This is a genomic window from Geodermatophilus sabuli, assembly GCF_010686765.1.
Classification (GTDB): domain Bacteria; phylum Actinomycetota; class Actinomycetes; order Mycobacteriales; family Geodermatophilaceae; genus Geodermatophilus; species Geodermatophilus sabuli_A.
Genome location: NZ_JAAGWF010000013.1, coordinates 1 through 25,501 on the forward strand (window position 1 = coordinate 1; position 25,501 = coordinate 25,501).

General features: G+C 75.1%; 27 protein-coding genes. 13 read left to right on the forward strand and 14 right to left on the reverse strand.

What is annotated here, in order from left to right:
* Nucleotides 1-384: 384 nt before the first annotated feature.
* Genes GCU56_RS13540 through GCU56_RS13550 form a run of 3 tightly spaced genes read right to left on the reverse strand, consistent with a single transcriptional unit; the run spans nt 385 to nt 2,362 of the window.
* On the reverse strand, nt 385-1,080 hold the full coding sequence (locus GCU56_RS13540) for a hypothetical protein (protein WP_163482270.1): 696 nt from the start codon (nt 1,078-1,080) through the stop codon (nt 385-387).
* Nucleotides 1,077-2,003: an ABC transporter ATP-binding protein gene (locus GCU56_RS13545; RefSeq protein WP_163482271.1), complete on the reverse strand. Its 927-nt coding sequence runs from the start codon at nt 2,001-2,003 to the stop codon at nt 1,077-1,079. The genes GCU56_RS13540 and GCU56_RS13545 overlap by 4 nt, the downstream gene beginning before the upstream one ends.
* Nucleotides 2,000-2,362, reverse strand: coding sequence for a GntR family transcriptional regulator (locus tag GCU56_RS13550; RefSeq protein ID WP_345771827.1), 363 nt, complete (start codon nt 2,360-2,362; stop codon nt 2,000-2,002). The genes GCU56_RS13545 and GCU56_RS13550 overlap by 4 nt, the downstream gene beginning before the upstream one ends.
* A 105-nt stretch (nt 2,363-2,467) precedes the next feature.
* On the opposite strand from GCU56_RS13550, the gene GCU56_RS13555 reads away from it, so the two are divergent.
* The 5 genes from GCU56_RS13555 to GCU56_RS13575 all read left to right on the forward strand — a co-directional run bounded on the left by GCU56_RS13555 (nt 2,468) and on the right by GCU56_RS13575 (nt 8,044).
* Nucleotides 2,468-3,613: an epoxide hydrolase family protein gene (locus GCU56_RS13555; protein WP_163482273.1), complete on the forward strand. Its 1,146-nt coding sequence runs from the start codon at nt 2,468-2,470 to the stop codon at nt 3,611-3,613.
* 181 nt (nt 3,614-3,794) lie between these two features.
* Nucleotides 3,795-5,108 (forward strand): allantoinase AllB, encoded by a 1,314-nt coding sequence (allB, locus tag GCU56_RS13560; protein WP_163482274.1) that lies wholly within the window; start codon nt 3,795-3,797, stop codon nt 5,106-5,108.
* Nucleotides 5,109-5,155: 47 nt separating this feature from the next.
* Nucleotides 5,156-6,280 (forward strand): allantoicase, encoded by a 1,125-nt coding sequence (gene alc, locus GCU56_RS13565; RefSeq protein ID WP_163482275.1) that lies wholly within the window; start codon nt 5,156-5,158, stop codon nt 6,278-6,280.
* 69 nt (nt 6,281-6,349) lie between these two features.
* Nucleotides 6,350-6,652, forward strand: coding sequence for a DUF4333 domain-containing protein (locus GCU56_RS13570; RefSeq protein ID WP_163482276.1), 303 nt, complete (start codon nt 6,350-6,352; stop codon nt 6,650-6,652).
* 9 nt (nt 6,653-6,661) lie between these two features.
* A complete protein-coding gene (locus GCU56_RS13575) occupies nt 6,662-8,044 on the forward strand; it encodes an 8-oxoguanine deaminase (protein ID WP_345771828.1) in 1,383 nt (460 codons plus the stop codon).
* Nucleotides 8,045-8,171: 127 nt separating this feature from the next.
* Here the strand turns inward: GCU56_RS13575 and egtE are convergent, their stop codons facing one another.
* The 5 genes from egtE to GCU56_RS13600 all read right to left on the reverse strand — a co-directional run bounded on the left by egtE (nt 8,172) and on the right by GCU56_RS13600 (nt 12,390).
* The gene (egtE, locus tag GCU56_RS13580; protein WP_163482277.1) at nt 8,172-9,302 is read right to left on the reverse strand and encodes an ergothioneine biosynthesis PLP-dependent enzyme EgtE; all 1,131 of its coding nucleotides are present in this window, start codon (nt 9,300-9,302) and stop codon (nt 8,172-8,174) included.
* Nucleotides 9,303-9,426: 124 nt separating this feature from the next.
* A complete protein-coding gene (locus GCU56_RS13585) occupies nt 9,427-10,206 on the reverse strand; it encodes an anti-sigma factor (protein ID WP_163482278.1) in 780 nt (259 codons plus the stop codon).
* The gene (locus GCU56_RS13590) at nt 10,187-10,783 is read right to left on the reverse strand and encodes an RNA polymerase sigma factor (RefSeq protein ID WP_345771829.1); all 597 of its coding nucleotides are present in this window, start codon (nt 10,781-10,783) and stop codon (nt 10,187-10,189) included. The genes GCU56_RS13585 and GCU56_RS13590 overlap by 20 nt, the downstream gene beginning before the upstream one ends.
* Before the next feature lie 92 nt (nt 10,784-10,875).
* Nucleotides 10,876-11,550 carry a class F sortase gene (locus GCU56_RS13595; RefSeq protein ID WP_163482279.1) on the reverse strand — a complete coding sequence of 225 codons (675 nt, stop codon included), beginning with the start codon at nt 11,548-11,550 and terminating at the stop codon, nt 10,876-10,878.
* A gap of 24 nt (nt 11,551-11,574) precedes the next feature.
* The gene (locus GCU56_RS13600) at nt 11,575-12,390 is read right to left on the reverse strand and encodes a DUF4397 domain-containing protein (protein ID WP_163482280.1); all 816 of its coding nucleotides are present in this window, start codon (nt 12,388-12,390) and stop codon (nt 11,575-11,577) included.
* 120 nt (nt 12,391-12,510) lie between these two features.
* Between GCU56_RS13600 and GCU56_RS13605 the strand changes: the two genes are divergently transcribed.
* The 3 genes from GCU56_RS13605 to GCU56_RS13615 are packed head-to-tail and all read left to right on the forward strand — an operon-like array spanning nt 12,511 to nt 14,252.
* Nucleotides 12,511-12,981 (forward strand): DUF309 domain-containing protein, encoded by a 471-nt coding sequence (locus GCU56_RS13605; RefSeq protein WP_163482281.1) that lies wholly within the window; start codon nt 12,511-12,513, stop codon nt 12,979-12,981.
* Nucleotides 12,982-13,001: 20 nt separating this feature from the next.
* Entirely contained in the window at nt 13,002-13,802 is an 801-nt protein-coding gene (locus tag GCU56_RS13610; RefSeq protein ID WP_163482282.1) for a class I SAM-dependent methyltransferase, read from the forward strand.
* Nucleotides 13,803-13,811: 9 nt separating this feature from the next.
* Nucleotides 13,812-14,252: an SRPBCC domain-containing protein gene (locus tag GCU56_RS13615; RefSeq protein ID WP_163482283.1), complete on the forward strand. Its 441-nt coding sequence runs from the start codon at nt 13,812-13,814 to the stop codon at nt 14,250-14,252.
* Between the two features lie 4 nt (nt 14,253-14,256).
* Here GCU56_RS13615 and GCU56_RS13620 read toward each other — a convergent pair whose 3' ends face one another.
* Nucleotides 14,257-14,757, reverse strand: a complete 501-nt coding sequence (locus GCU56_RS13620; protein ID WP_163482284.1) for an HAAS signaling domain-containing protein — start codon at nt 14,755-14,757, stop codon at nt 14,257-14,259.
* A complete protein-coding gene (locus tag GCU56_RS13625) occupies nt 14,754-15,098 on the reverse strand; it encodes a helix-turn-helix transcriptional regulator (RefSeq protein WP_163482285.1) in 345 nt (114 codons plus the stop codon). Before GCU56_RS13625 ends, GCU56_RS13620 begins: the two co-directional genes overlap by 4 nt.
* A gap of 111 nt (nt 15,099-15,209) precedes the next feature.
* On the opposite strand from GCU56_RS13625, the gene GCU56_RS13630 reads away from it, so the two are divergent.
* A complete protein-coding gene (locus GCU56_RS13630; RefSeq protein ID WP_163482286.1) occupies nt 15,210-16,718 on the forward strand; it encodes an NAD-dependent malic enzyme in 1,509 nt (502 codons plus the stop codon).
* A gap of 151 nt (nt 16,719-16,869) precedes the next feature.
* Nucleotides 16,870-17,724: a DNA-formamidopyrimidine glycosylase family protein gene (locus tag GCU56_RS13635; RefSeq protein ID WP_163482287.1), complete on the forward strand. Its 855-nt coding sequence runs from the start codon at nt 16,870-16,872 to the stop codon at nt 17,722-17,724.
* A gap of 60 nt (nt 17,725-17,784) precedes the next feature.
* On the opposite strand, the gene GCU56_RS24665 is transcribed toward GCU56_RS13635, so the two are convergent.
* The 3 genes from GCU56_RS24665 to GCU56_RS13650 form a co-directional block, all read right to left on the reverse strand.
* Entirely contained in the window at nt 17,785-19,338 is a 1,554-nt protein-coding gene (locus GCU56_RS24665) for a GAF domain-containing protein (protein ID WP_163482288.1), read from the reverse strand.
* 108 nt (nt 19,339-19,446) lie between these two features.
* Nucleotides 19,447-20,661 (reverse strand): MBL fold metallo-hydrolase, encoded by a 1,215-nt coding sequence (locus GCU56_RS13645; RefSeq protein ID WP_345771830.1) that lies wholly within the window; start codon nt 20,659-20,661, stop codon nt 19,447-19,449.
* A gap of 40 nt (nt 20,662-20,701) precedes the next feature.
* Nucleotides 20,702-21,253, reverse strand: coding sequence for a copper chaperone PCu(A)C (locus GCU56_RS13650; RefSeq protein ID WP_163482290.1), 552 nt, complete (start codon nt 21,251-21,253; stop codon nt 20,702-20,704).
* A gap of 104 nt (nt 21,254-21,357) precedes the next feature.
* Here GCU56_RS13650 and GCU56_RS13655 point away from each other — a divergent pair, with 104 nt between their 5' ends.
* Nucleotides 21,358-21,933, forward strand: coding sequence for a MarR family transcriptional regulator (locus GCU56_RS13655; RefSeq protein WP_163482291.1), 576 nt, complete (start codon nt 21,358-21,360; stop codon nt 21,931-21,933).
* Nucleotides 21,934-21,935: 2 nt separating this feature from the next.
* On the opposite strand, the gene GCU56_RS13660 is transcribed toward GCU56_RS13655, so the two are convergent.
* Nucleotides 21,936-23,234 (reverse strand): Rieske 2Fe-2S domain-containing protein, encoded by a 1,299-nt coding sequence (locus GCU56_RS13660; protein WP_163482292.1) that lies wholly within the window; start codon nt 23,232-23,234, stop codon nt 21,936-21,938.
* 156 nt (nt 23,235-23,390) lie between these two features.
* On the opposite strand from GCU56_RS13660, the gene GCU56_RS13665 reads away from it, so the two are divergent.
* Together GCU56_RS13665 and GCU56_RS13670 are read left to right on the forward strand one after the other, a co-directional pair.
* Nucleotides 23,391-23,786 (forward strand): DUF485 domain-containing protein, encoded by a 396-nt coding sequence (locus GCU56_RS13665; RefSeq protein WP_163482293.1) that lies wholly within the window; start codon nt 23,391-23,393, stop codon nt 23,784-23,786.
* A complete protein-coding gene (locus tag GCU56_RS13670; RefSeq protein WP_163482294.1) occupies nt 23,779-25,422 on the forward strand; it encodes a sodium:solute symporter family transporter in 1,644 nt (547 codons plus the stop codon). Before GCU56_RS13665 ends, GCU56_RS13670 begins: the two co-directional genes overlap by 8 nt.
* Nucleotides 25,423-25,501: the final 79 nt, after the last annotated feature.

A 25,501-nucleotide genomic window follows, 5' to 3' on the forward strand; every position in this document is an offset into this window, starting at 1 on the left:
AGCTAAGCCTCTCAGCGCCGATGGTACTGCCCTGGAGACGGGGTGGGAGAGTAGGACACCGCCGGACAACCATTCCCCGACAGGGCCCGCAGCCACCAGGCTGCGGGCCCTGCCGGCATCCCCGCCCCGCCCGCCCCGGCACACCCCAGGGACTTGCGGCGCCGAAAGTCCATCCCTAGGGGACTCGCGGCGCCGAAAGCCCGCCCCTAGGGACTTGCGGCGCCGAAAGTCCCCTCCAGCACCGCCCCACCCCAGAGACTTGCGGCGCACCTAGGAGCTGCCAGCGCCGTCCTTCCGAAACGGATGGATGGCGACGAACGCGTCCGGACGGGCGTCGACCCCTCCGTCACTGTGACGAAGGGGTCGACGGGCCGCGCGGTGGGATCAGGGGACGGTGCGCCGGTTCGCCGTGAAGGACGCCGCGGCCAGGACGGCGACCAGGGCGAGGGGCAGGCCGATGGTGAGGGTGTACGTCGACTGGTCGGCGAACCACGAGCCGATGTCGCCCCATGCCTGCGCCCAGGTGACGAGGATGCCGGCCGCTCCGAGCAGCACCACGGCAACGAGGACGAGGGTCCACATGCCGTTGGCGCCCCACCGCTTGTACACGATGCCCATACCGATCCCGGTGAACATGAACGCCAGCATGATCGAGGCGGCGATCAGGGCCTGCAGGACCGGGTTGCTGGTCACGCCTGGAAGGGGCATCCAGAACTCGAGTCGGGCACCCCAGCCGTCCGTGGCCCGCTCGATGGCGGCCAGTGCCGCCACGGCGACGCCGTAACCGAGGGCCTGGCCGACGGCGACGAGGGCGGTGCCCAGGAAGAACGTGCGCCGGCTCAGACTGACGCCCATCGCAAAGGAGAGCAGCTGGGTGAAGGCCTGCACGTACACGACCATGACGGTGATGTAGAGCGACGCGAGGCCACCGGTGAAGGAGCTGTCCTCCTCGCCTGCGGGCGTGAGGTGCCACACCGCGAGGTTGATCGCGAAGCTCAGGCCCACGATCAGCCACGGGATGCCCAGCATCACCAGCGGGTGCACGAGGTGCAGGCGCGCTGCGGCGACGACGCGGTTCATCGGGGGACCTCCTCGAGGCGCGGGGACGTGGCGGAGGGCGGCGCCGACTGGTCGGTCGCCGTCTGCAGGCTCATGGCCACGACCAGCTGCTGGAGCTTGGTCGGCTCCCAGGCCAGTCCGGCGGCGCGGGCGTCCTCACCGTCGGCGCCCGGCCCGAGCCGGACGACGGCGCGGCTGTGCCCGCCCAGGGTCTCGGTGTGCAGCAGCTCGTGCCGGCCGGCGAAGGCCTGGACCGCGGCGCTGGGTCCGCTCACGGTCAGGGCGCTGTCCCGCAGTGACTCCGCGTCGGTGTCCAGCAGCACGCGGCCCCGGTCGATGAGGATGACCCGCTCGAGCAGGTCGGCGATCTCCTCGATCAGGTGCGTCGACAGGACGATGGTCCGGGGGTGCTCGGCGTAGTCGGCCAGCAGGCGGTCGTAGAAGAGCTGGCGGGCGACGGCGTCCAGGCCGAGGTACGGCTCGTCGAAGAGCGTGAGGGGCGCCCGTGAGGCCAGGCCGATGATGATGCCGACGGCGCTGTTCATGCCGCGGGAGAGCTTCTTGACGGTCCGCTTGGCCGGCAGGTCGAAGTCTCGCATCAGGGACTGCGCCAGGTCCTCGTCCCAGTCAGGGAAGAGGGTGGCGGCCGCGGCGAGGGCGTCACGGACCCGGAACTGCTCGGGGTAGCGCTGGCCCTCCTTGATGAAGCAGATGCGACGGAGGACGTCGTCGTTCTCGTACGGCCGCCCGCCGAAGACCTCCACCCGCCCCTGGCTGGGCACCCGGTGGCCGGTGAGCAGCTGCATCAGCGTGGTCTTGCCGGCGCCGTTGCGGCCCAGGAGCCCGGTGATGGTGTCCTGTTCGATGGTGGTGCTCACGCCGTCCAGGGCGGTGTGCTCGCGGAAGCGCATCGTCACGTCGTGCACGGTGGCGGTGGCGGTCATCGCCGGTCCTCCTCGCGGTCGATCATCGCGGCGAGCTCCGCGGCGGAGATGCCGAGCTTGTGCGCCTCGGTCAGCAGGGGGCGGACGTACTGGTCGGCGAACTCGCTGCGCCGGCGCTTCAACAGCTGGTCGCGGGCGCCCGGGGCGACGAACATCCCCACTCCTCGTCTCTTGTAGAGGACCCCGTCGGCCACCAGCTGGTTGAGGCCCTTGGCGGCCGTGGCGGGGTTGATGCGGTGGAAGGCGGCCAGCTCGTTGGACGAGGGCGCCTGGCTCTCCTCCGGGAGGGAGCCGTCGACGATCGCGTTCTCGATCTGCGTGGCGACCTGCCGGAAGATCGGGCCGCCGTCCTCGTTCACGCCCGGTCCCGCCGGGCGCCCCATCGGTTCTCTGGTTCATTACTCATGTAACGAACCATAGAGGCGGCGGCGCGGCAATGCAAGCCCCGCCGCTACGGTGGCGCGATGGACGACGGCGCCCTCCCGCCCTTCACCGTGGACGTTCCCCCCGCCGAGGTCGAGGACCTGCGGCGCCGGCTGCAGGCCACCCGGTGGCCCGACGCCGCGCCGGTCGGCGACTGGTCGCAGGGCGTCCCCCTCGACCAGGTGCGCGAGCTGTGCCGGTACTGGGCCGACGAGTACGACTGGGCCGCCCGCCAGGCCCTCCTCAACGCGGTGCCGCAGCACGTGATCGAGCTGCAGGGGCTGCCGATCCACGTGCTGCACGTGCCCTCTCCCGTGGCCGGTGCGCTGCCGCTGGTGCTGACGCACGGGTGGCCCGGGTCGGTCTTCGAGTTCCTCGACGTCATCGGGCCCCTCACCGACCCGGCGGCGCATGGTGGCGACCCGGCGGACGCGTTCTCCGTCGTCGTCCCCTCACTGCCGGGGTACGGCTGGAGCGGCAAGGCGACCGAGCCCGGCTGGGGGATCGAGCGCACCGCCGACGCGTGGGCCGAACTGATGTCCCGGCTGGGGTACGACCGGTTCGGGGCGCAGGGCGGGGACCTCGGGTCGTTCGTGTCCGGCAACCTGGCCGCGCGACACCCCGGCCGGGTGGTGGGCATCCACCTCAACATGGTCGTCACCGGGCCGCCGCCGGGCCGGACGGAGTTCAGCGACCGCGAGCAGCGCGCCCTGGCGAAGGAGCAGCACTTCCGCACGATCGACTCGGCCTACAACATGCAGCAGCGCACGCGCCCGCAGACGCTGGCCTACGGGCTGACCGACTCCCCGGCCGGGCAGTGCGCGTGGATCCTGGAGAAGTTCTGGTCGTGGTCGGACTGCGGCGGCGACCCGGTCGGCGTCCTCGGCGCCGACCGCATCCTCGACCAGGTGGCCACCTACTGGTTCACCGGCTCCGCGGCGTCCGCGGCCCGGATGTACTGGGAGATGGCGCAGTCGCCGTCCGCCCGCCTCCCGCAGGTCGACGTGCCGACCGGGGTGTCGCTGTTCCCGCACGACATCCTGCAGCCGACCGAGGAGTGGGCCCGAGCGCAGTACAGCGACCTGCGGATGTGGCGGGAGCACGACCGGGGCGGGCACTTCGCGGCCATGGAGCAGCCGCGCCTGCTGGTCGACGACGTCCGGGAGTTCTTCCGCCCGCTCCGCTGACCACGGGCCCGCCGGGGCGCGCGGCAGCGGGTGCACGCCCGTCGGGCCGGGTCCCGGCCCGGTTGCCCCAGGGGGCGCTCCCGGCGTACGCATCCACCGTGCACATCGCGGAGGACGGGGCGGCGACCGTGCTCGCCGGGGACCGGGTCCGGGCCGCCGGCCATCCCGGGGCGCTGCCGGCATGAGCCTGGCCGTCCGCGCGCGCCGCGTCGTCCTGCCCGACGGGGTGCACCCGGCCGCCGTGCACACCCGGGACGGCCGGATCACCGCCGTCAAACCCTTCGACGACGCCCCGTCCGGCGCGGTCACCCTCGCCGACGACGAGGTGCTCCTGCCCGGGCTGGTCGACAGCCACGTACACGTCAACGAGCCCGGACGCACCGAGTGGGAGGGCTTCGCCTCCGCGACCCGGGCGGCGGTCGCCGGGGGCGTCACCACCGTCGTCGACATGCCCCTCAACTCGGTCCCGGCCACGACCACCGTCGAGGCGTTGCACGGGAAACGGGCGGCGGCGCGGGGCCAGGTGGCGTGCGACGTGGCGTTCTGGGGCGGCGCGGTCCCGGGCAACCTCGACCAGCTCCGCCCGCTGCACGAGGCCGGCGTCGTCGGGTTCAAGTGCTTCCTGCTCGACTCCGGCGTCCCCGAGTTCCCGCCGCTGGACGACGCGGGCCTGCGGGCCGCGCTCACCGAGCTGGCCGGCGTCGACGGGCTGCTGATCGCGCACGCCGAGGACGCCGAGGTCATCGCCGCGGCCCCGGCCCCCGCCGGTGCCAGCTACGCCGCCTTCCTCGCCTCCCGCCCGCCGGCGGCCGAGGAGTCGGCGATCGCCGGGCTGGTCGCGGCCGTCCGCGACACCGGCGCCCGCGCGCACGTCGTGCACCTGGCCGACGCCGACGCCCTCCCGCTGCTGCGCCGGGCCCGGGCCGACGGCGTCGCGATCACGGTGGAGACGTGCCCGCACTACCTGACCTTCGCCGCGGAGGAGATCCCCGAGGGGGCGACGGCGTTCAAGTGCTGCCCGCCGATCCGCGAGACGTGGCACCGGGAGGCGCTCTGGGTGGCGCTGGCCGACGGGGACGTCGACCTCGTGGTCAGCGACCACTCGCCGTGCACCCCCGATCTCAAGCGGCTCGACGTCGGCGACTTCGGGCTCGCCTGGGGCGGCATCGCCTCGCTGCAGGTCGGCCTGCCCGTGGTGTGGACCGGCGCCCGGGCCCGCGGTATCGGCCTGGCGGAGGTGGCGCGCTGGATGGCCGCGGCGCCGGCCCGGCTGGCCGGCCTCCCCGGCAAGGGAACGATCGCCCCCGGCAAGGACGCCGACCTGGTCGCCTTCGCCCCCGACGAGTCCTGGACGGTCGGGGCGCTCGAGCACCGCCACCCGGTCACGCCCTACACCGGCCGCCGGGTGACCGGCGTCGTCCGGCGGACGTGGCTGCGCGGGCAGCTCGCCGACGGCACGCCGCGCGGGCGGCTGCTGCGCCGCGGGCAGTCCTGACCGGCGCGTACCGTCCGCCGCGCCGTCCCCCCGCATCGAGGAGCCGCATGAGCACCGACGTCCTCCGCCTGCCGGACCTGGCCAGCCGTGCCCTCGGCGGGTCGGTGGTCGCGGCCAACGACGAGTCCTTCGCGGCGAAGGAGAACCTGGTCCAGCCGCACCCGGCGCAGCTGCTCGCCGGGTTCGGGCACCGGGGCAAGGAGTACGACGGCTGGGAGACCCGGCGCCGCCGCGGCCCGGGGTCGGACTGGGCGCTGGTCCGGCTCGGTGTGCCCGGCATCGTCGCGGCCGTCGTCGTCGACACCGCCCACTTCACCGGCAACCACCCGCCCCGCGCCTCGGTCGAGGCGGCGGCCATCGAGAACCACCCGACGGGAGCCGAGCTGCAGCGGGCGGACTGGCAGCCGCTGCTGCCGCTGTCGGACCTGGCCGGCGACACCGCCCACGTCTTCCCCGTGGACTCGACCCGCCGGGTCACCCACGTGCGGCTGACCATCCACCCCGACGGCGGGGTGGCGCGGCTGCGGGTGCACGGCACCGCCGTCCCCGACCCCCGCCTCCTCGACGCCGGCCCCCTCGACCTGGCCGCCCTCGAGAACGGCGGCCGGATCACCGCGGTGAGCGACGAGTTCTACGGCCGCCCCGCGCAGCTGATCGCGCCCGGGCTGGCCCGCTCGATGGGGGAGGGCTGGGAGACCGCCCGGCGCCGCGACGACGGCAACGACTCCGTGGAGATCGCGCTGGCCTGCGAGGGCGTGGTCACCCTGGCCGAGCTCGACACCACCTGGTTCCTCGGCAACGCGCCCGGCTCGGCGTCCCTGACCGGCAGCGGTCCGGACGGCGAGGTCGTGGTGCTGCCCCGCACCCGGCTGCAGCCCGACACCCGGCACCGCTTCGTCGTGGAGGGCGGTGCCGCGGTCGACCGGGTGCGGCTGGACGTCTTCCCCGACGGCGGCATGGCGCGGCTGCGGCTGTGGGGGCGGCCGACGGCCGCCGGGCGGGCGGCGCTGGGCCGCCGCTGGTTCGACGCGCTGCCCGACGTCCAGGCGCTGGAGGTCCTGGAGTCGGTCGGCCTCCCGCCGGCGGAGGCCGGACGCCTGGTCGGCCGCCGCCCCCTCTCCGGTGACCTGCCCCCCGCGGCGGCCCGGCTGCTGCTCGGACCGCCGCGCTGACCGGCCCGGACGCCGTCCGGCGCCGGGACTAGGTTGGAGCCCCCAGCGTCGCGTCCCCGAGGAGACCCCGTGTCCCGACCCGGTCGCCGGCTCCGGCTGTCGGCCACCGCGCCCGTCCTCCTGCTCGGCGTCGTGGCGTGCGGCTCGGTGATCGAGCAGGGCGAGCTGGAGTCCCAGATCGCCGACACCATCCAGGAGGAGTTCGACTTCGAGGCCGAGGTCTCCTGCCCGGACGACCTGGAGGCCGAGGTGGACGCCAGCACCGAGTGCACCGCGATCGACCCCGCCACCGACGAGGAGATCGCCCTCCGGATCACCGTCACGTCGGTCGAGGACGGCACGGCGCAGTTCGACATCGCCCCCGTCGAGTGAGGCCCGCCGGTGCCGACCGCTGACCCGCGCGCGGACCTGCTCGTGCACGACGCCGAGCTGCTGGCCACCGTGGACGACGCCCGCCGCGAGATCGCCGGCGGCTGGGTCGCGGTCACCGGCGGCGTGGTGACCGCGATCGGGAGCCCGGCTGACCCCGCGCCCGCGGCCGCCCGCCGGGTCGACGCCCGCGGCTGCCTGGTCACGCCGGGGCTGGTGAACACCCACCACCACCTGTACCAGAACCTCACCCGGGCCTTCGCGCCGGCCCTGACCGGCGGCCTGTTCGACTGGCTGGTGACCCTCTACCCCCTGTGGTCCCGGCTGGACGAGGAGGCCGCCTACGTCAGCGCCTACGTCGGGCTGACCGAGCTGGCGCTGGGCGGCTGCACCACCTCGACCGACCACCTCTACGTGCACCCCCGTGGCGCGGGCGACCTGATCTCCGCCGAGGTGGCCGCGGCCCGCGACCTCGGCATGCGGTCGCACGTCACCCGGGGCTCGATGTCGCTGTCGGTCAAGGACGGCGGCCTGCCCCCGGACTCCGTGGTCCAGGACGACGACGAGGTCCTGGCCGACTCGCAGCGGCTGGTGGCGGCCCACCACGACCGGTCCCCCTCGGCCCTGACCCGGATCGCACTGGCCCCGTGCTCGCCGTTCAGCGTCTCCACCTCGTTGATGGCCCGGACGGCGGAGCTCGCCGACGAGCTCGACGTGCGGCTGCACACCCACCTGTGCGAGACGCAGGACGAGGACGCCTTCTGCGTGGAGACGTTCGGCCGCCGTCCGGTCGACTACCTGCAGGACGTCGGCTGGATGACCGACCGCACCTGGCTGGCGCACGTCGTCTGGCCGTCGCCGGACGAGGTGACCCGGCTCGGCGCGGCCGGGGTCGGTGCGGCGCACTGCCCGTCGTCCAACATGATCCTGGGCAGCGGGCTGGCCCCGGTGGCCGAACTGCGGAGCGCCGGTGTCCCGGTGGGGCTCGGCGTCGACGGCTCGTCCTCGGCGGACTCCGCGTCGCTGTGGCTCGAGGCCCGGACGGCGATGCTCCAGGGCAAGCTGCGACACGGGGCCGGCTCGACCTCCGCCCGGGACGCGCTGGAGATCGCCACCCGCGGCGGCGCTGCCTGCCTGGGCCGCGCCGGCGAGATCGGTGAGCTCTCCGTCGGCGCCTGCGGCGACCTGGTCGTGTGGCCGCTGGAGGGGGCCGCCTTCGCGGGTGCGCTGTCCGACCCCGTGGAGGCCTGGCTGCGCTGTGGCCCGGTCGCGGCCCGGCACACCGTCGTCGCCGGCCGGTTCGTCGTCGAGGACGGCGTCCCGGCACGCCCGGGCCTGGACGAGCAGCTCGCCGTCCACCGCCGGGTGTCGGCCGCCATGCAGGCCGCCGTCTAGCCACCACCGCTCGCGAGCTCGTGGCGGGCCCCTGCAGCGGGCCGTCGAAGGGCGGCGGCGAGGGCCCGGGCTCCTCCGCGGAAGGACCAGGCGGACTTCCGGCGCCGAGAGTCCGCGATGGAGTCCGTCAGAGGGCGGCGGCGAGGGCCTCGAGATCGTCCACCGTGGCGTCGAGGTGCGGAGAGACACGCAGCACCGGACCGGTCATCTCACCCGGCGCGCGCTCCGGCCCGATCGCGGTGGTCACGATGCCGTGCTCGGTGAGCAGCCGGGCCCGGGTGGTCACCACGTCCTCGCCGTCGGGTGGGCGCAGCGTCGTGGTGGCGCTCGGCTCGTCGACCGGCTCGACGACCCGCCAGCCGGCTGCCCCGTCGAGCACCGCACGGCCGGCCCGGCCCAGCGCGGCCAACCGCTCGCGCACCCGGTGCGGTCCGGCCGCGACGTGCTCGCCGACGGCCAGCACCAGCCCGACGCGACCGGCCACGTGCGCCTCCCCGGACTCGAAGGCGCGCAGCGGCGGGACGTCGTCGGGCGCGGGGAGCACCGGCGTCAGCTGCGCGGTGATCGCCGGGCGGGCGCACAGCACCCCGACCCCCCGCGGCCCGGCCAGCCACTTGCGGGAGGTGGAGTAGACCACGTCGGCGCCCAGGTCGGTGTCGACGTGGCCGAGGGACTGCGCCGCGTCCAGCACCAGCGGCACCCCCGCCTCCCGGCACAGGGCGGCCACCTCGGCGGCCGGCTGGACCAGGCCGCGGTGACTGCCGATGTGGGTGAGGTGCACCAGCCCCGGCGGGTCCGTGGCCAGCAGGCGGGCGACGCCGTCCAGGTCGGTCCGGCCCAGCCCGTCGACCGGCAGCGGCTCCGGCGTCAGGCCGGCGGCGCGCAGCTGGGCGACGTTCGGCGCGTACTCCCCGGGCAGGCAGGCCACCCGGGTGCCGGCGGGCAGCCGCCAGCCGGCGAGCAGGGCCACCAGCGCGGCCTGCGCGGACTCGACGAAGGCGACGTCGGCCGCGGCCATCCCGACCAGCCCGCCGAGCACGGACCGGCCCTGCTGCAGGAGGTCGTCGGCGGTCGCCTCGGCCACGTAACCGCCCAGCTCGGCCTCGTGCCGCGCGTGGTGGGCGGCGGCCTCCAGCACCCGGTGGCTCTGCCGGCTGCACGCCGCGCTGTCCAGGTGCCGCCCGGCCGGACGCGGACGGGCCGAGCGCCACGCGGCGCCGAGGTCCTCGTGGACGAGGTCGGATCCGTGCACGGTCACGGCCCCACGCCAGGAGGAGGACCCTCCTGCTCCCCACCGCTCGCAGGCTCGCGGCGGGCAGGAGGAGGACCCTCCTGCTCCCCACCGCTCGCAGGCTCGCGGCGGGCCCCTGCAGGGAGGGCCGTCACGCCAGGACGCCGCGGGCCACCGACACCCCGGAGTGCACCGGGTCGCCGTCCAGGGGCTCGACCGAGACGTCGACGACCGGGAACTCGGTGAGGTCGACGCCGGGAGGCACCTCGAGGGTGACCTCGCCACCGCCCTGGACGACCCCCAGCGAGTACATGTCCTCGACCGCCTCGTCGATCAGCCAGACCTCGTAGAAGCCGTCCTCCAGGTCGGCCGCGGTGAGGTCGAGCCGGAGGGTCCGGGTGCCGTCGCCGCGCTCGAGCACCCGCGCCTCGCCCGAGGCGCCGGACTCCTCGAGCGGGTCGAGGGCGGCGGCGGCCACCGTGAGCCCGTCGTCGTCCCGGTCGCCGAGCGCGACCGCGCCCGCGCCGATCCCGGCTCCGACGACCAGGGCGGCCGCCGCTGCCAGCAGCAGGCGGGACCGCCGCGGCCGCAACGTGGTGACCGTCGCCGGTGCGGGCGGCGGGGGGAGCGGCGGCGGGGGGACCGGCGGCGGTGCCACCGGCGCCGCCGGGACGGCGGCCGCGACGACGTCGGGCCGCGGCGTCGCGGTGACACCGGTGGCGGCGGCGATCGCACTCCACACGGCCGGCGGCGGCGGGACGGCGGGGCCCGGGGCGGCCAGTTGCGGGACGGCGAGCGCGTCGACCCCCCGCTGCAGCGAGGCCACCTCGGCCTGGCACCGGGCGCAGCCGGCGAGGTGGGCGTCGTCCACGGCCGGCAGGGGTTCGCGGAGCGCGGCGAGGGCCAGCGTCTCAGGCGTGCAGTGCGGCATCGTCCACCTCCAACCGGGTGCGCAGGCGCTCGAGGGTGCGCCGGATGTGGCTCTTGACGGTGCCCAGGGGCAACCCGGTGCGGGCGGCGATCTGGGCGTGGGTGAGGTCCTCGAAGAAGGCCAGCTCGATGATGCCCCGCTGTGGCTGGCCCAGGAGGTCCAGCTCGCCGAGCAGCAGCACCCGGTCGGCGACGGCGGAGTCGACCAAGGGGCCGGCGGTCGCCGGCGCCGACTGCGCCTGGGCCACCGCGGCCTCGGCGGTGCGGCGCTGCCGGTCGCGGCGAGCCCAGGTGTCGGCGATCTTGTGCCGGCAGACGCCGACCAGCCAGGCCGGCAGCGGGCCCTGCTCGGGGCGGTAGCCGGCGCGACCGGTCCAGGCGGAGATGAAGGTCTGCTGCGTGACGTCCTCGGCGTCCGGGCCCGGGCCGAAGGCGCGCACCGCCATGCCGTGCACCTGCCCGGCGAAGCGCTCGTAGGCCCACGCGAGGGCCTGCTCCTCGCCGGCGGCGAAGCGCCGGCCCACCTCCGCGTCGTCCGGCTCCGGGCGGTGCCCGGTCGGGCCGGCGTGGGAGCTCACGACCGCGACCCTAGTTGCTGACGGGCGTCGTCGGCCTCGCTGCAGGGGCCCGCCGCGAGCCTGCGAGAGGTGGGGGGCGGTGAGGTCCTTGATCACGGCAGGGGCTCCGCGACGACGACGACGTTGTCCCGGTAGGCGCCGAGATCGGGGAGGAACGGTCCCCCGCAGGTGAGGAGCACCAGGCGTGGTGGACCGGCGCGCCCGAAGAGCTGGTCGAGGGGCAGCGCCCGCTTCTCGATGACGTCCCGGGACACCACCCGCCAGCCGGTCGCCGCCCCCGCCGCGTCGATGACCTCGATCCGGTCGCCCACCGCGGCGTCCCGCAGCGGGGCGAGGACGCCCAGGCCCTGGTCCCGGTCGTCCACGTGGCCGGCGAGCACCGTCGACCCCGCCGTCCCGGGAGCGGGCCCGAAGCGGTACCAGCCGACCCGGTCCACGTCGTCGGGGAGGGCCATCTGGCCGTCGCCCCGCACGCCCACCGGGTCGACCGGGGCCTCGATGCCGAGCGCGGGCACGGCCAGCCGGACGGGCACCGGGGCCGGCGCCGTGGCGGCGGGGGCGGCGTCGCGCACCGTCACCGGCGGGAGCGTGCTCGCCGGTGCCACCGCCGGTCCCTCCCCCGAGGGGACCGACGGCGGCACCGGGGCGGAGAGGGCCCGCTCGACCGACGCGCCCGCTGCCACCGGCTCCTCGGTCACCTGCCAGGCGACCGGGGCGCCCACCGCGACGGAGAGCCCCAGGACCACCCCGGCGGCAGCGCGGCGCATCGTCGATCCCTCCCCGCCCCCGGGTCAGACCCGGGAGGTGGACAGCCGGCGGGCGGCGATCCCGGCACCGGCGAGGCCGGCCAGGGACAGCGCGACCAGCGGCATCGGGACCCCACCGTCGTCGACGAGGCCGGCGGTGCCGCCGGGGACGCCCGACGGCGAGGAGTGCGAGCCGGAGATCGTCTGGACGGCGAGGTCGAAGCCGGCGTCCTGCGAGCCCCACGCGTAGACGATCGTCGTGGTGCCCTCGGCCAGCGTCAGGTCGGCCGGGCCGATGGCCACGGTGCCGGTGCCGGCCAGGACGACGTCGGCGCTCACGGTGCCGGCCGGCACGGTCAGCGACGCCTCGTCCGGGTTGGCGAGCCCCGGGGCGACGACCTGGCCCCCGGCGCGGATGTCGACCGCGGGCGCCGCGGCGGTGTGCCGGACGACGACCCGAGCCTGCCCGGCCGGGACCGCGGAGGTGTCGTTGACGAACGGCGTCAGCTTCGGGGCGCCGCCGGCGTCCAGGTGCGCGACCACGGTCGCGTTGGCGCCGGCGGGCACGGAGACGCCGTCGGCCGACAGCAGCGGGTTCCCGGAGCCGTCCGCCGCGTCGGCCGGGAAGAGGGCCAGGTCGTAGGTGCCGGCGGGCAGCTGCAGGGGATCGGTCAGGGTGCCGGGCTGGAAGTCGTCGATCAACCGCTCACCGTTGGCGTAGACGTCGACGGGGGTGTCGGGCACACCGTGCAGCACCGACACCGTGGCGGTGTCGGCGGCCAGAGCGGGGGAGGTGCCGAGGGCGAGCAACGTGCCGGTGGCGCCGACGGCGATACCGAGCGCGGTACGGGTCCTGGTCATGGGGGGAGTTCCTTCCGGGCGGTGGTGGTGTGCCTGTCACCCCTCCTTCCGCGCCCCCTGCCGCCTCGGATGCAGCCGATCGTGGACCCGCGTGGCTCCGGGGACGGCGAGGATGGGGGGATGGCTGCCGATCGGGACCGCGACCTCACGGGCCGCGCCCGCAACGCCAGGCCGCGCGACGCACTGGGCCGGCCGCTGCCGCACGGGGCCACGGGGGAGGAGCGGGCACCCGAGGGGGTGGTCCGGCCGCCGGCGCAGGCGCTGGCCGAGGCTCAACGGTTGCTGGACGCGGGCCGTCCCTTCCATGCCCACGAGGTGTTGGAGGACGCCTGGAAGTCCGCGCCGCCGCCCGAGCGCCAGTTGTGGCGCGGCCTGGCCCAGCTCGCCGTCGGGCTGACCCACGCGGCCCGGGGCAACGCCCGCGGTGCCGGCACGCTGCTCGAGCGCGGCGCCGGGAACATCGCCGGCTACGCGGCTGACCCGCCGCACGACGTCGACGTCCGCGGTCTGGTCGCCTGGGCCCGGGGAGCCGCCGTCGCCGCGGAGCCGGGGACCCCACGGCTGACCGCCGCCCCTACCGGCCCGGAGTGACGCGGGGCACACTGCGGGCCATGACCTCCACCACCGCCCAGCGGGCGCGCGAGGTGTGGGCGGCCGGGGATTACCAGCGGGTCGGCGTCCGCCTGGTGCCGGCCAGCGAGCTGCTGGTCGCGGACCTCGCCGTCCGGCCGGGCGACCGGGTGCTCGACGTGGGCGGTGGCACGGGGAACACCGCACTGGCTGCCGCCCGCCGCGACGCCGACGTCGTGTGCACCGACATCGTCCCCGAGCTGCTCGACCACGCCCGGCGGCGGGCGGAGGTGGAGGGGCTGGCCTTCGACACCGAGACGGCCGACGCGCACGAGCTGCCCTTCGCCGACGGCTCCTTCGACGTCGTCGCCTCCACGTTCGGCGTGGTCTTCGCCGCCGATCCGGAGCGGGCCGCCGCCGAGCTGCTGCGCGTGCTGCGCCCGGGCGGTCGGCTGGGCCTCACCGCCTGGATCCCAGGTGCCCCCGGCGGCCGGCTGCTCGAGCTGACGGCGCGGTACGACCCCGACGGCGCGGCAGGCGATCCGCTCCGGTGGGGCACGGTCGAGGGCGTGCTCGGCCTGCTCGGCCGCGGGGCCGTGCACCAGCTGCGCCACGTCGAGCGGACCGTCGAGTTCACCGCTCCCTCGCTGGCGGCGCAGTGGCAGCGCTACCGCGACTGGTTCGGCCCGGTGCACCTCGCGTGGTCCCGGCTCGACGCCGACGGCCGGCGCGCGCTCGAGGCGGAGTTCACCGACATGTGGGGCAGCTACACCCGCGGTTCCGGCCCGGGCATCGTGGTACCCAACACCTATCTGCAGGTCACCGGCGTCCGCGCCGGGTGAGGGGGATCGATGCGCAGCTTCGAGGCGGCGATCCGGATCGACGCGGACGCCGGACGGGTCTGGGCCGTGCTCGTGGACGTCGGCGGCTGGCGGGACTGGAACTCCGGCGTCGACCGGGTGGAGGGCCGGGTCGCGCTCGGGGAGCCGCTCACCCTGTACGCCACGATGATCCGGGACCGGCCCTTCGAGGTCACCGTGACCGAGATCCGGCCGGGGGAGGTCATGCGCTGGCGGGCGGGGCTGCCGCTCGGCCTGGCCGAGATCGACCGCACGTATCACCTCGACGGCCAGGAGGACGGCAGCACGGTGCTCACCGTCCGGGAGGACCACACCGGCCCGCTCGCCCGGTGGCTGGACCGCACGACGCCGGATCTCAACCCGTCGTTCCGCCAGTTCTGCGAGGGGCTGAAGGCCCGGGCCGAGCGGCGCACCGCCCACCCGGCCGGCTGACCGGTCAGCCGGCCAGCACGGTCCCCACCCAGAGCCCGAGGGTGAGCAGCGCCAGGAAGCCGCTCATCGTCAGGACGACCGCTGCCGGCGGGGGAGCCAGGAAGCCACCGGTCCGGGGGTCCCGGATCGACGCGTTGCGCCGGACGCTGGCCAGCAGCGGCGGGATCCAGAGCAGGGCACCCAGGACGAGCGCGGTCCAGGCCGGGAACCCGAGGAACGTCTCACCCCGGACGGTGCCGACGACCCCCGTCGCGAGGAGCCAGCCGCACGCGGCACCGAACCCGGTGAGGACGAGCAGGCTCACGACGTCGCCGGCGCGGCGCGGCCGGGCGAAGCCCGCGGCGTACTCCCGCGGCGGCCCGAAGGCCTCGACCGGGCTCTCCCCGGTGTCGGCCACGTGGCTCTCCACCTCGGCGACGATCTCGCCGATCCGGTCGGGCGGCACGTTGCCCATCCGCAGGGCCAGGACGAGGTCGCGCCGGTAGGAGTCGGTGCTGGTGGTCATCGGGAGCTCCGCACGGTCGGGAGCAGGCCGGCGGCCCGCTCGGTGAACGTGTGCCAGGCGGCCGCGCGCTCGGCCAGGGACGCCGTGCCGCGCGGCGTGACGGTGAAGAACTTGCGGCCCGGGCCCCCGGCCCCCTCGCGCCAGGACGAGGTCACCAGGCCGTCCTGCTCCAGCCGGTTGAGGACCGGGTAGAGCGTGCCGCCCTTGACCGCGCCGAACCCGGCGGCCTGCAGGCGCTGGGCGATGGCGTAGCCGTAGGTCTCCTCGTCGGCCACCACGGCGAGCACGCACAGCGGCAGGGTGGCTCGCAGCCACTCGGTGGGCCAGACGTCGTCGTGCACGACTAGAGAATATCTGCGACTAGTCTTCCTGCCAAGCTAGTCCGGTCGGCCGTGCGACCACTGTGACCGCAAGCAGACCCCCCGCCGGCGGGGTGGGACGATGGCAGCGCCATGAGCACCGACACCACCACCACCGCCGCCACGCCCAGCGCCGACGACACCGCCCTCGGTGAGCCGGTCACGCCTCGCGGTCCGGTGACCTCCGCGTCCTACTCGATCACCGTGCGGCTGACCGCGGACGGCGACCCGGCGTCGATCGGCCGGATCGCCACCGCGGTGGGCTCCGCGGGCGGCGCCGTCACCGCGATCGACGTCGTCGACTCGCGCTCCGACGGGCTCACCGTCGACGTCACCTGCTCGGCCGCCGACGCCCCGCACTCCGAGGAGATGGTCGAGGCGCTGCGCGCCGTCCCCGGGGTGACCGTCCGCAAGGTCAGCGACCGCACCTTCCTCCTGCACCTGGGTGGCAAGCTCGAGGTCGCGTCCAAGGTGCCGCTGAAGACCCGCGACGACCTGTCGATGGCCTACACCCCCGGCGTCGCCCGGGTCTGCCTGGCACTGGCCGACAACCCCGACGACGTCCGCCGGCTGACGATCAAGGGCAACACCGTCGCGGTGGTCACCGACGGTTCGGCCGTCCTGGGTCTCGGCGACATCGGCCCCGGCGCCGCTCTGCCCGTCATGGAGGGCAAGGCGGTGCTGTTCAAGCGCTTCGCCGACATCGACGCCTGGCCGATCTGCCTGGACACCCAGGACGTCGACGAGATCGTGCGCACCGTCGAGCTGCTCGCCCCCGGGTTCGGCGGGATCAACCTCGAGGACATCGCCGCCCCGCGCTGCTTCGAGATCGAGCGCCGGCTGCGCGACAAGCTCGACATCCCGGTCTTCCACGACGACCAGCACGGGACGGCGATCGTCGCGCTGGCCGCCATGCGCAACGCCCTGCGAGTGGTGGACAAGCGTCTCGAGGACGTGAAGATCGTGGTCGCCGGCGGGGGCGCGGCCGGGACGGCGATCGTGCACCTGATGCTGAAGGCAGGCGCGCGGCACGTGCTGGTCTGGGACCGCGAGGGCATCCTGTCGCCCGACGACGAGCGGCTCTCCCCGGCGAAGCTCGACCTGGCGCAGCGCACCAACGCCGCCTGCGTGCGCGGGGAGCTGCCCGACGCCCTCGACGGCGCCGACGTCTTCATCGGCGTCAGCGCGGGCAACATCCTCCGCTCGGAGGACCTCGCCAAGATGGCGCCGCAGGCCGTCGTCTTCCCGATGGCCAACCCCACGCCCGAGGTCGACCCGGTGCGGGCCCGGCAGTACGCCGCCGTCGTCGCGTCGGGGCGGTCGGACCTGCCCAACCAGATCAACAACGTGCTGGCGTTCCCCGGTGTCTTCCGCGGGCTGCTCGACGCGCGGGCCCGGGAGATCAGCGACGGGATGCTGCTGGCGGCGGCCGAGGCCATCGCCGCGGTGGTCCGCGACGACCAGCTCAACGCCAACTACATCATCCCGAGCGTCTTCGACCCGGCCGTCACCAAGGCCGTCGCCGCGGCGGTGGCCGAGCAGGCCCGCCAGGAGCCCGGCGCCACCGCCCCCGTCACCGACCGGACCACCTTCACCCCCTGACGCCCCAGGCTCTTCCGCGAGGAGTCCCGGGCTTCTCCGAGGAGAGTCCCGGGACCCTCACGGAGAAGCCCGGGAGGCCAGCGGACTCCCGGCGCCGAAAGTCCCCTGATGGGGGACGACGTCGGCAGCCGATCCGCGAGATCATGGTCGGGTGCCCGAGTTGCCCGAGGTGGAGGCGCTGACCGCGTTCCTGCGCACGAACGCCGTCGGCAGGGTCGTGACGCGCGTGGACCTGGCCGCGGTCCAGGCGATCAAGACCTTCGACCCGCCGCTGTCCGCGCTCGGTGGCCTGGAGCTCACCGGCGTCGCCCGGCACGGCAAGTTCCTCGACCTCGACGTCTCGGGCCTGCACCTGGTCGTCCACCTGGCCCGCGCCGGCTGGCTGCACTGGCGCACCGGCCTGCCGCCCGCACCGCCGAAGCCGGGCAAGGGCCCGCTCGCCCTGCGGGTGCACCTCGACGACGGCAACGGGTTCGACCTGACCGAGCAGGGCACCCGCAAGGGCCTGGCCGTCTACGTCGTCCGGACGCCGGCCGCGGTGCCCGGCATCGCCCGGCTGGGCCCCGACGCCCTGGAGGTCGACCGCGAGGGGTTCGCCGCGCTGCTGGCGGGCCGCTCGGGCCAGCTCAAGGGAGCCCTGACCGACCAGACCCTGCTGGCCGGCATCGGCAACGCCTACTCCGACGAGATCCTGCACGCGGCCCGGCTCAGCCCGTTCAAGATGGCCGACAAGCTGACCGACGACGAGATGCTCCGGCTCTACGACGCGATGCGGGCCACGCTCACCGAGGCGCTGGCCCGCCAGGTCGGCCAGCAGGCGGCCACCATGAAGGGCGAGAAGCGCTCGGGCCTGCAGGTGCACGCCCGCACGGGGCTGCCGTGCCCGGTGTGCGGGGACACCGTCCGCGAGGTCAGCTTCGCGGACACCTCGCTGCAGTACTGCCCCACCTGCCAGACCGGCGGCAAGCCGCTGGCCGACCGGCGGATGTCCAAGCTGCTCCGCTGAGAGAGGACCCTCCCTCCCCACCCTTCGCACGCTCAGGGCGGGGCCCGGGGAGGGGCCGTGCTAGCCGAGGATCTCGCGGGAGACCGCGGACTGCTCCGTCAGCACGCCGCCGATCACCTGCTGGGTCTCGTTGATGCTCTCCACCACGGCCGCGATGGCCTGGAGCGCGGCGACCACCCGGTCCACCTGGCCCTGGATCGCGCCGACCTTCGCCTCGACGTCCTTGGTCGCTCGGGCGGTCTCGGTGGCCAGCTCCTTGACCTCGTTGGCGACGACCGCGAACCCACGGCCGGCGTCCCCGGCCCGGGGGGCCTCGATGGTCGCGTTGAGCGCCAGCAGGTTCGTCTGGTCGGCGATGCCGCGGATGACCTTGACCACCTTGCCGATGTCCGCGCTGGACGCGCCCAACTCGGCGACCTCCCGGTTGGCCTCCTCCGCCAGCCGCTGCCCGTCGCCGGCCACCGAGGCCGCGGACAGCACGTTGCGCTCCACCTCGGTGATCGACTCCAGCAGCTCCTGGCCGGCGGTCTGCAGCCGCTCGGCGGCCGCGAAGCGCTCGAGCGCCTGACCCAGCAGGAACGCCGCGCTGCGCAGGGCCGCGATCCGGCCCGGGGCGAGCACCAGCGTGCGGGTGGCGAAGAAGTCCATGGTGCCCACCACCTCACCGCCCACCGTGATCGGCAGGCAGACACCGGACCTCACGCCGGCCCGGCGGGCGGCGGGGGCCCGGACGCAGTCGGTCACCTCGGCGAGGTCCTCGACGAAGACGAGGTCACGGGCGCGCCAGGCGCGGCCGGAGAGCCCGACGCCCTCCCGGAACGACGCCGCCAGCGTCACCTCCCGGAACTCGGCGCCGGCGTCCCCGGACTCGGTCGAGAACCGCAGCACGCGCTCCACCGGGTCCACCGCCCAGTAGGAGCCGTAGGTCCAGTCGAAGCCGGCCCGGATGGTGGCCAGCGCGCGGGTCATGGCGTCCTGGCGGGACGTCGCCGCGGTGACCTCGCGGAGCAGGTCGCTGACGGCGGCGGTGTCCTCCGCAGCCTCGGCCTGGCGGGCGGCCGAGGCGACCCGCTCGATGGCCTGGGACACGAGCAGGCCGAGGATCCGGAGGGTGGCCAGCCGCTCGGCGGAGGGGGTGAGCGTCTCGGTGGCGAAGAAGTCCATCGTGCCGGTGACCTGGCCGGCCTCCGTCAGCGGGAAGCAGATGCCGCTGCGCACGCCCACCCGCTGGGCCACCGGTGCGCGCACGCAGTCCGGCAACTGCCCCAGGTCGGCGACGAAGACGAGGTCGCGGGACCGCCACGCCCGCCCGGCCAGGCCGGTCCCCTCCGGGAAGGACGCGGCGCGGGTGACCTCGGCGAAGTCGGGCCCGGCGTCACCGGACTCCTGGACGACCCGGAGGACCCGGTCGGCCGGGTCGACCCGCCAGTAGGAGCCGTAGGCCCAGCCGAACCGTTCGCGGACGAGGTCCAGCGCCGCCCCGACCGCCTCGGCCACCGTCCCGGCGCGGTCGAGGGCGGCGACGACCGCGGTGACCGCCTCGACGTTGGAGCGGGCCTCGGCGACCTGGGCCGCGCCGTCCTCGGCGACGGTGCGGCGGTTGAACAGCGGCATCTGTGATCCCTCCAGCGGACTCGTGGTGGGGCTTCGGCGCCGTGAGCTGCGGGCTTGAGTCCGATCGCGTTCTGTTTCGCACAACCGGATGGTGGTCCGCCGACAGCGTCAGCCCGGCTGGCGGCGGGCGGTCAGCCAGGACGCGGCCCGGGCGGCCACCGAGCTGCCCATCCCGGCGTCGCCGTGCTCGTCCGGCTCGTCGGCGGCCGACCCGACCTCGGTCCACCAGTCGTGGGCCGGCGGCGGGGTCAGCACGTCGATCCGCTCGCCGGGGCGGGGCACCGCCACCCGGACCCCTGACCGCTCGGCTGCGGTGCACAGGCGCTGCACCGGCTCGGCCCAGCGGTGGAACGCCAGGTTGAACGTCGCCCAGTGCACCGGCACGAGGAGGCCGCCGCCGAGGTCGCCGTGGGCGTGCACGGCCTCCTCCGGCGTCATGTGGATGTACTGCCAGGCGTCGTTGTAGGCGCCGATCGGCAGCAGGGTGAGGTCGAACGGGCCCAGCCGCGCACCGATGCCGGCGAACGCCGGGGTGTAGCCGGTGTCGCCCCCGAAGAAGACCCGGTGCCGCGGGCCGGCGATGACCCACGAGGCCCACAGGGTGGTGTCGCGGCTGAAGAACCGCCCGGAGAAGTGCCGCGCCTCGGTGCAGGTGAGCGTCAGCCCGGCGACGGTCGCGGCGCCGTCCCAGTCCAGCTCGACGACCCGCTCCTCCGGCACGCCCCAGCCGCGCAGGTGTGCCCCCAGGCCCAGCGGGACGAGGAACGGCGCCGTCTGGGTGCGCAGCAGCTCCCGGACCGTGGGCAGATCGAGGTGGTCGTAGTGGTCGTGCGACACCAGGACGGCGTCCACCGGCGGCAGCTCGACCAGGGGCACCGGCGCCGGGTGCAGGCGGGTCGGCCCCACCAGCGGGGAGGGGGAGACTCGGTCGCCCCACACCGGGTCGACCAGCACGCGGCGCCCGTCGACCTCGACCAGCGCGCTCGAGTGCCCGAACCAGGTGACCGCGAGCTCCCCCGCCTCCGCGGGGAGGTCCGGCCGGGCCAGGGGCACCGCCCGGGCCGGGAGCCCGGTGTGCCGCTCCTCGTGCATCTGGCGCAGCAGGCCGCGGCGCGCGCTCGCGGGCGGGAGGGAGGGGGTGGCCACCCGGTTGTGGAACCGGCCCTCGGCGAACTGCGGAGATCCCGCGACGTAGGGGCGCACCGCACGCCGGCTGGCGCCGAGTGCGGTGGGCAGGCCCCAGGCCGCACGGGCCAGCCAGGCGGCGGGCCCGGCGAGGGTGGCGACGACGGCGAACGCGGTACGGGCGGCGGGGGACGGCACGCCTGTCAGCATCCCAGCCGCCCGCAACGAGGGCCGTCGGTCAGCTCTGCACGTCCCCGTCCGGGTCGGGGAAGTCGAACGGAGACGCCGGGGTCGAACCCTCCGCCGCCACGACCGCCTCGACGGTCACCTCGCCGGCCTCCTCGAACACCAGGGTCACCGGGATGGACTGCGAGGAGCGCAGCGACGTCCGCAGGTCCTCGAGCACGATCGACGGCGCGCCCTCGGCGCCGACGTACACGTTCACGTCGGCCGGCACGCGGATGGCGCCGGGCCCGCCGTCCACGGTGAGGGCGGCGTCGGTGAAGTCCGGCCCGCGGACGTCGACGAGGTCGTCCTCCACGGTGCCCGTGTTGGCGATGCCCAGGTACAGCCGGGCGTCCTCCCCCACCTCGTAGCTGCCGTCGAGGGGGTGGTCGAGCTGGACCTGCAGCACGCTGACGTCGCCGTCGACGACCGCGTCCGGACCGACTGCGCCGGAGTCGTCGACGTCGGGCAGCTCGTCGCCGCCGCAGCCGGCGAGAGCGAGCGCGGCCGCCAGGGCCAGGGCTGCCGCGCGGCCGGGAGATCGGGTCGGGGCGGGTGCGGACACGGTGCCTCCATCCGTGGACGTCCGGGATCCCCATGGCCTACCCAGCGATCTTTGCCGGATGCCAACTGTTGCCGATCTGCAACACGACGGCGCAGCATGGGCACGTGCCGGTGGGGGAAGACGACGTCCTGCTCGTGCTGGCCCGCGGCGTGCTCGGGGTGGCCACCCGTGCCGCCGGACGGCTGGGGCGGGTCTCGGTCACCCAGCTGCGCGCGCTCACCGTGCTCCGCGGACAGGACGGCGCCGGCCTCGCCGCGCTGGCCGCGGCCCTGGGCATCACGGTGTCGACGGCCAGTCGGCTGGTCGACCGCCTGGTCGATGCGGGGTTGGCCGAGCGGCACCCCTCCCCGCGCACCCGCCGCGAGATCGTCCTGACGCCGTCGCCTGCGGGCCGGGCGCTGCTGGACCGTTACGACGCGCTCCGGCTGACCGAGCTGCGGGCGGCGCTCGACGCCGTTCCCGGGGAGCGCCGCGGGGACGTGCTGGCCGCCCTGGCCGCGTTCGGGACGGCGCTCCCGACGGGACCGCCCCCGGTGGAACGGGCCGCTCCCGTGGCTGGACCGGACGGCGGCGACCCGGCGTGCTGGCTGCACCGGGTCTGCCCCGCGTGCGGGCGGATGGCCGACGGGGACCCGCCGACGACGTGCCCGGCCTGCGGCGAGCCGCTGCCCGTCCCGTGAGTTCAGGCGGCCAGCCGAGCGGTCGCCGCGGCGAAGTCGCACAGCGCCCGGCGCAGCGCCACCCCTGGGCGGTCGGCGGGCACGTGCACCTCGTCCCGCGTGCCGAGCGGCAGGCCGCACTGGGGCAACCGGGCCTGCAGGTCGAGGTCCTCGGCGAGCACCTGCCGCTGGATGGCCACCTCGCGGGCCAGCTCCTCGGGGCCGGGCAGCCGCTCCCCCGGCCCGGCCGACATGAGCATCCGGGTGTAGACCCGGGTCGAGTCGGCGTCCTCCGGCTGGAGCAGGCAGAGGACGGTCGTGACCGCGCCCGAGTCCGGTGAGTCCAACCGCAACCGCAGCTGGAAGGGCACCCGGTAGGTGTAGGTGGCGCGGCGCCGCACCGGCGGCCCGTCGACGCCGCCGGGGTGGTGCGGGGTCTCGTAGGCCCGCTCCAGCTCGGCCCGGAACCCGCCGTCCTCCGACGAGACGGCGAACGCCGGGATCTCCGCTGCGTCCGGCGGGCCGCCGATCCGGCTGTGCACGAACGGCGCGTGCCCGACGTCGAGGAAGGTGTCGGCCAGGGGCCCGGCCGGGCCGGGCGAGCGCACCGGCGGCAACCAGGTGCTGACGAACCGCCGGTCGCCGTCCTCGGGGACCTCCAGCGGGGAGTCGTACGGCTGGGCGGGAGCGAGCCAGACGACGCCCAGCCGCTCCCGGACGCCGAACGCCGGCGGGTCGGCCGCCAGGCCGCCGGCGCCGCGCCGCAGCATCCAGGTGCGGCCCAGCAGCCGCACCTGCAGCCACCCGCCCGGCCGCAGCTCCCGCGAGAGCGCCAACGGGTGCCAGGCGTGCTCGAGCGACGGGTCGAGGTTGCCCAGGACCGGCCCGGCGGGTCCGGGGGGGCCGGGCACCGGTTCGAGCGCCGGCATCCCGGCCGGCCGCGGCAGCGGGACGGGAGTGCGCTCGGGCGCCAGCCAGATCCAGCCGTGCCGTTCCTCCACCGCCCAGGGCATCGAGAGGTCCGCGCGCGGGGGCGGCGAGCCGTCGGGGCCCAGCGACGGGACCGTCACGCACCGGCCCTCGTCGTCGAAGCGCCACCCGTGGTACGGACACTCCAGTCGGCCCTCGACGACCCGTGCCGCTGCCAGCGGCACCAGTCGGTGCGGGCAGCGCGCCGGGAAGGCGCTGACCTCACCGCCGGTCCGCAGCCGGACGACGACGTACGCCCGCCCTCCCGCCCCCACCGGCACCGGCCGGGTCCCGACCTCGGCGGCCCGGGCGACCGCGAACCACCCCGTCGACGTCCTGCCGGATGCAGCCATGGCCCATTGCAGCGCGCCCGGGTTCCCGGCCGGTTACGGGCATCCGACGGTCGTGACACGGATCGGTCTCGGAGGGCAGACGGCGGGTCGACTCGTCTCTAGAGTGACCGCGATCACCGTTCCCGCTGGTCATCTGTCCGAGAGGGAGGCGCCACCGTGACCCCACCCGACGAACGCAGGCTGCTCACGCCGGAGGAGTACCGAGAGGCCCAGGCCTCGCCGGAGTTCGTGGAGCTCAAGCGGCGGTTCCGGCGCTTCGCGTTCCCCATGACCGTGGCGTTCCTGGCCTGGTACCTGCTCTACGTCCTGCTCTCCACCTACGCGCCCGACGTGATGGCCACCGACGTGTTCGGCAACGTCAACCTCGGCATCCTGCTGGGCCTCGCGCAGTTCCTGACGACGTTCGTGATCACCCATCTCTACGTCGCGCACGCGGGCAAGCAGACCGACCCCATCGCCGACGAGATGCGCGACCGGCTCGAGCACCACGAGTTCGCGCGCGGGGCCCGGGGTCGCGGTGACCAGGTGAGCAGGGAGGCCCGTCGTGGGTGACGTCCTCGCCGCCGACAGCGGCACGATCGGCGAACCGGCCGTCAACATCTCGATCTTCGCCGTGTTCGTCGCGATCACCCTCGTGATCACGTTCCGGGCCAGCCGGACCAACAAGAGCGCGGCCGACTACTACGCGGCCGGCCGCAACATCAGCGGCACCCAGAACGGGCTGGCGATCGCCGGGGACTACCTGTCGGCCGCCTCGTTCCTCGGGATCGCCGGCGCCATCGCCGTCTTCGGCTACGACGGCTTCCTCTACTCCATCGGCTTCCTCGTCGCGTGGCTGGTGGCGCTGCTGCTGGTCGCCGAGCTGATGCGCAACACCGCGCGGTTCACGATGGCCGACGTCCTGGCCTTCCGCATGCGGCAGGGCCCGGTCCGGACGGCGGCGGCGATCTCCACGCTGGCGGTGTCGCTGTTCTACCTGCTGGCGCAGATGTCCGGCGCCGGCGGGCTGGTGACCCTGCTGCTCGGGGTCACCGGTGAGGCGGCCCAGGCGCTGGTCGTCGTCCTGGTCGGCGCCCTGATGATCATCTACGTGCTCGTCGGCGGCATGCGCGGCACCACCTACGTGCAGATCATCAAGGCCTCCTTGCTCATCGCCGGCGCGCTGGTCATGACGCTGTGGGTGCTGGCCAAGTTCGGCTTCAACCTGTCCTCGCTGCTGGGCGGCTCGGTGGACAACGCGGTGGCCGGCCGCGACGTCCTGGCGCCCGGCGCGCAGTACGGCGCGACGGACACGTCGAAGCTCGACTTCGTCTCCCTGGGCCTGGCGCTGGTGCTCGGCACCGCCGGCCTGCCGCACGTGCTGATGCGCTTCTACACCGTGCCCACGGCGAAGGACGCCCGCCGGTCGGTGGTCTGGGCGATCTGGCTGATCGGCGTCTTCTACCTGTTCAGCCTGGTCATCGGCTACGGCGCCGGTGCCCTGGTGGGTCCGGAGGCGGTGCTGGGTGCCCCGGGCGGGGTGAACTCCGCCGCGCCGCTGCTGGCCTTCGAGCTGGGCGGCACGATCCTGCTCGGCATCATCGCCGGCGTCGCGTTCGCCACGATCCTGGCGGTCGTCGCGGGCCTGACGATCACCGCGTCGGCGTCGTTCGCGCACGACGTGTACGCCTCGGTGATCAAGAAGGGCAAGGTGCCGCCCAACGGCGAGGTGAAGGTCGCCCGCATCACCGCCGTCGTCATCGGTGCGATCGCCATCGGGCTGGGCATCCTGGCCCTGCAGGCCGGCCTGAACATCGCCTTCCTGGTGGCGCTGGCCTTCGCCGTCGCCGCGTCGGCGAACCTGCCGACCATCCTCTACACGCTGTTCTGGAAGCGCTTCACCACCCAGGGCGCGCTGTGGTCGATGTACGGCGGCCTGATCGCGTGCATCACCCTGATCATCTTCTCGCCGGTGGTGTCGGGCGCGCCGATCGTCGAGGCGACGGGCAAGAGCACCTCGCTCATCCAGGGCGTCGACTTCTCCTGGTTCCCGCTGAACAACCCGGGCCTGGTGTCCATCCCGCTCTCGTTCTTCCTCGGCTGGCTGGGCACCGTGCTCTCCAAGGAGAAGGCCGACGAGGAGAAGTGGGCGGAGCTGGAGGTCCGCGCGTTCACCGGGATCGGTGCGGAGAAGGCCGTCGAGCACTAGAAGGACCTCGCTGCCCCCCACGGCTCGCAGGCTCGCCGTGGGCCCCTGCAGCGAGGCCGTTCCAGTGCTGAGAGGCCCT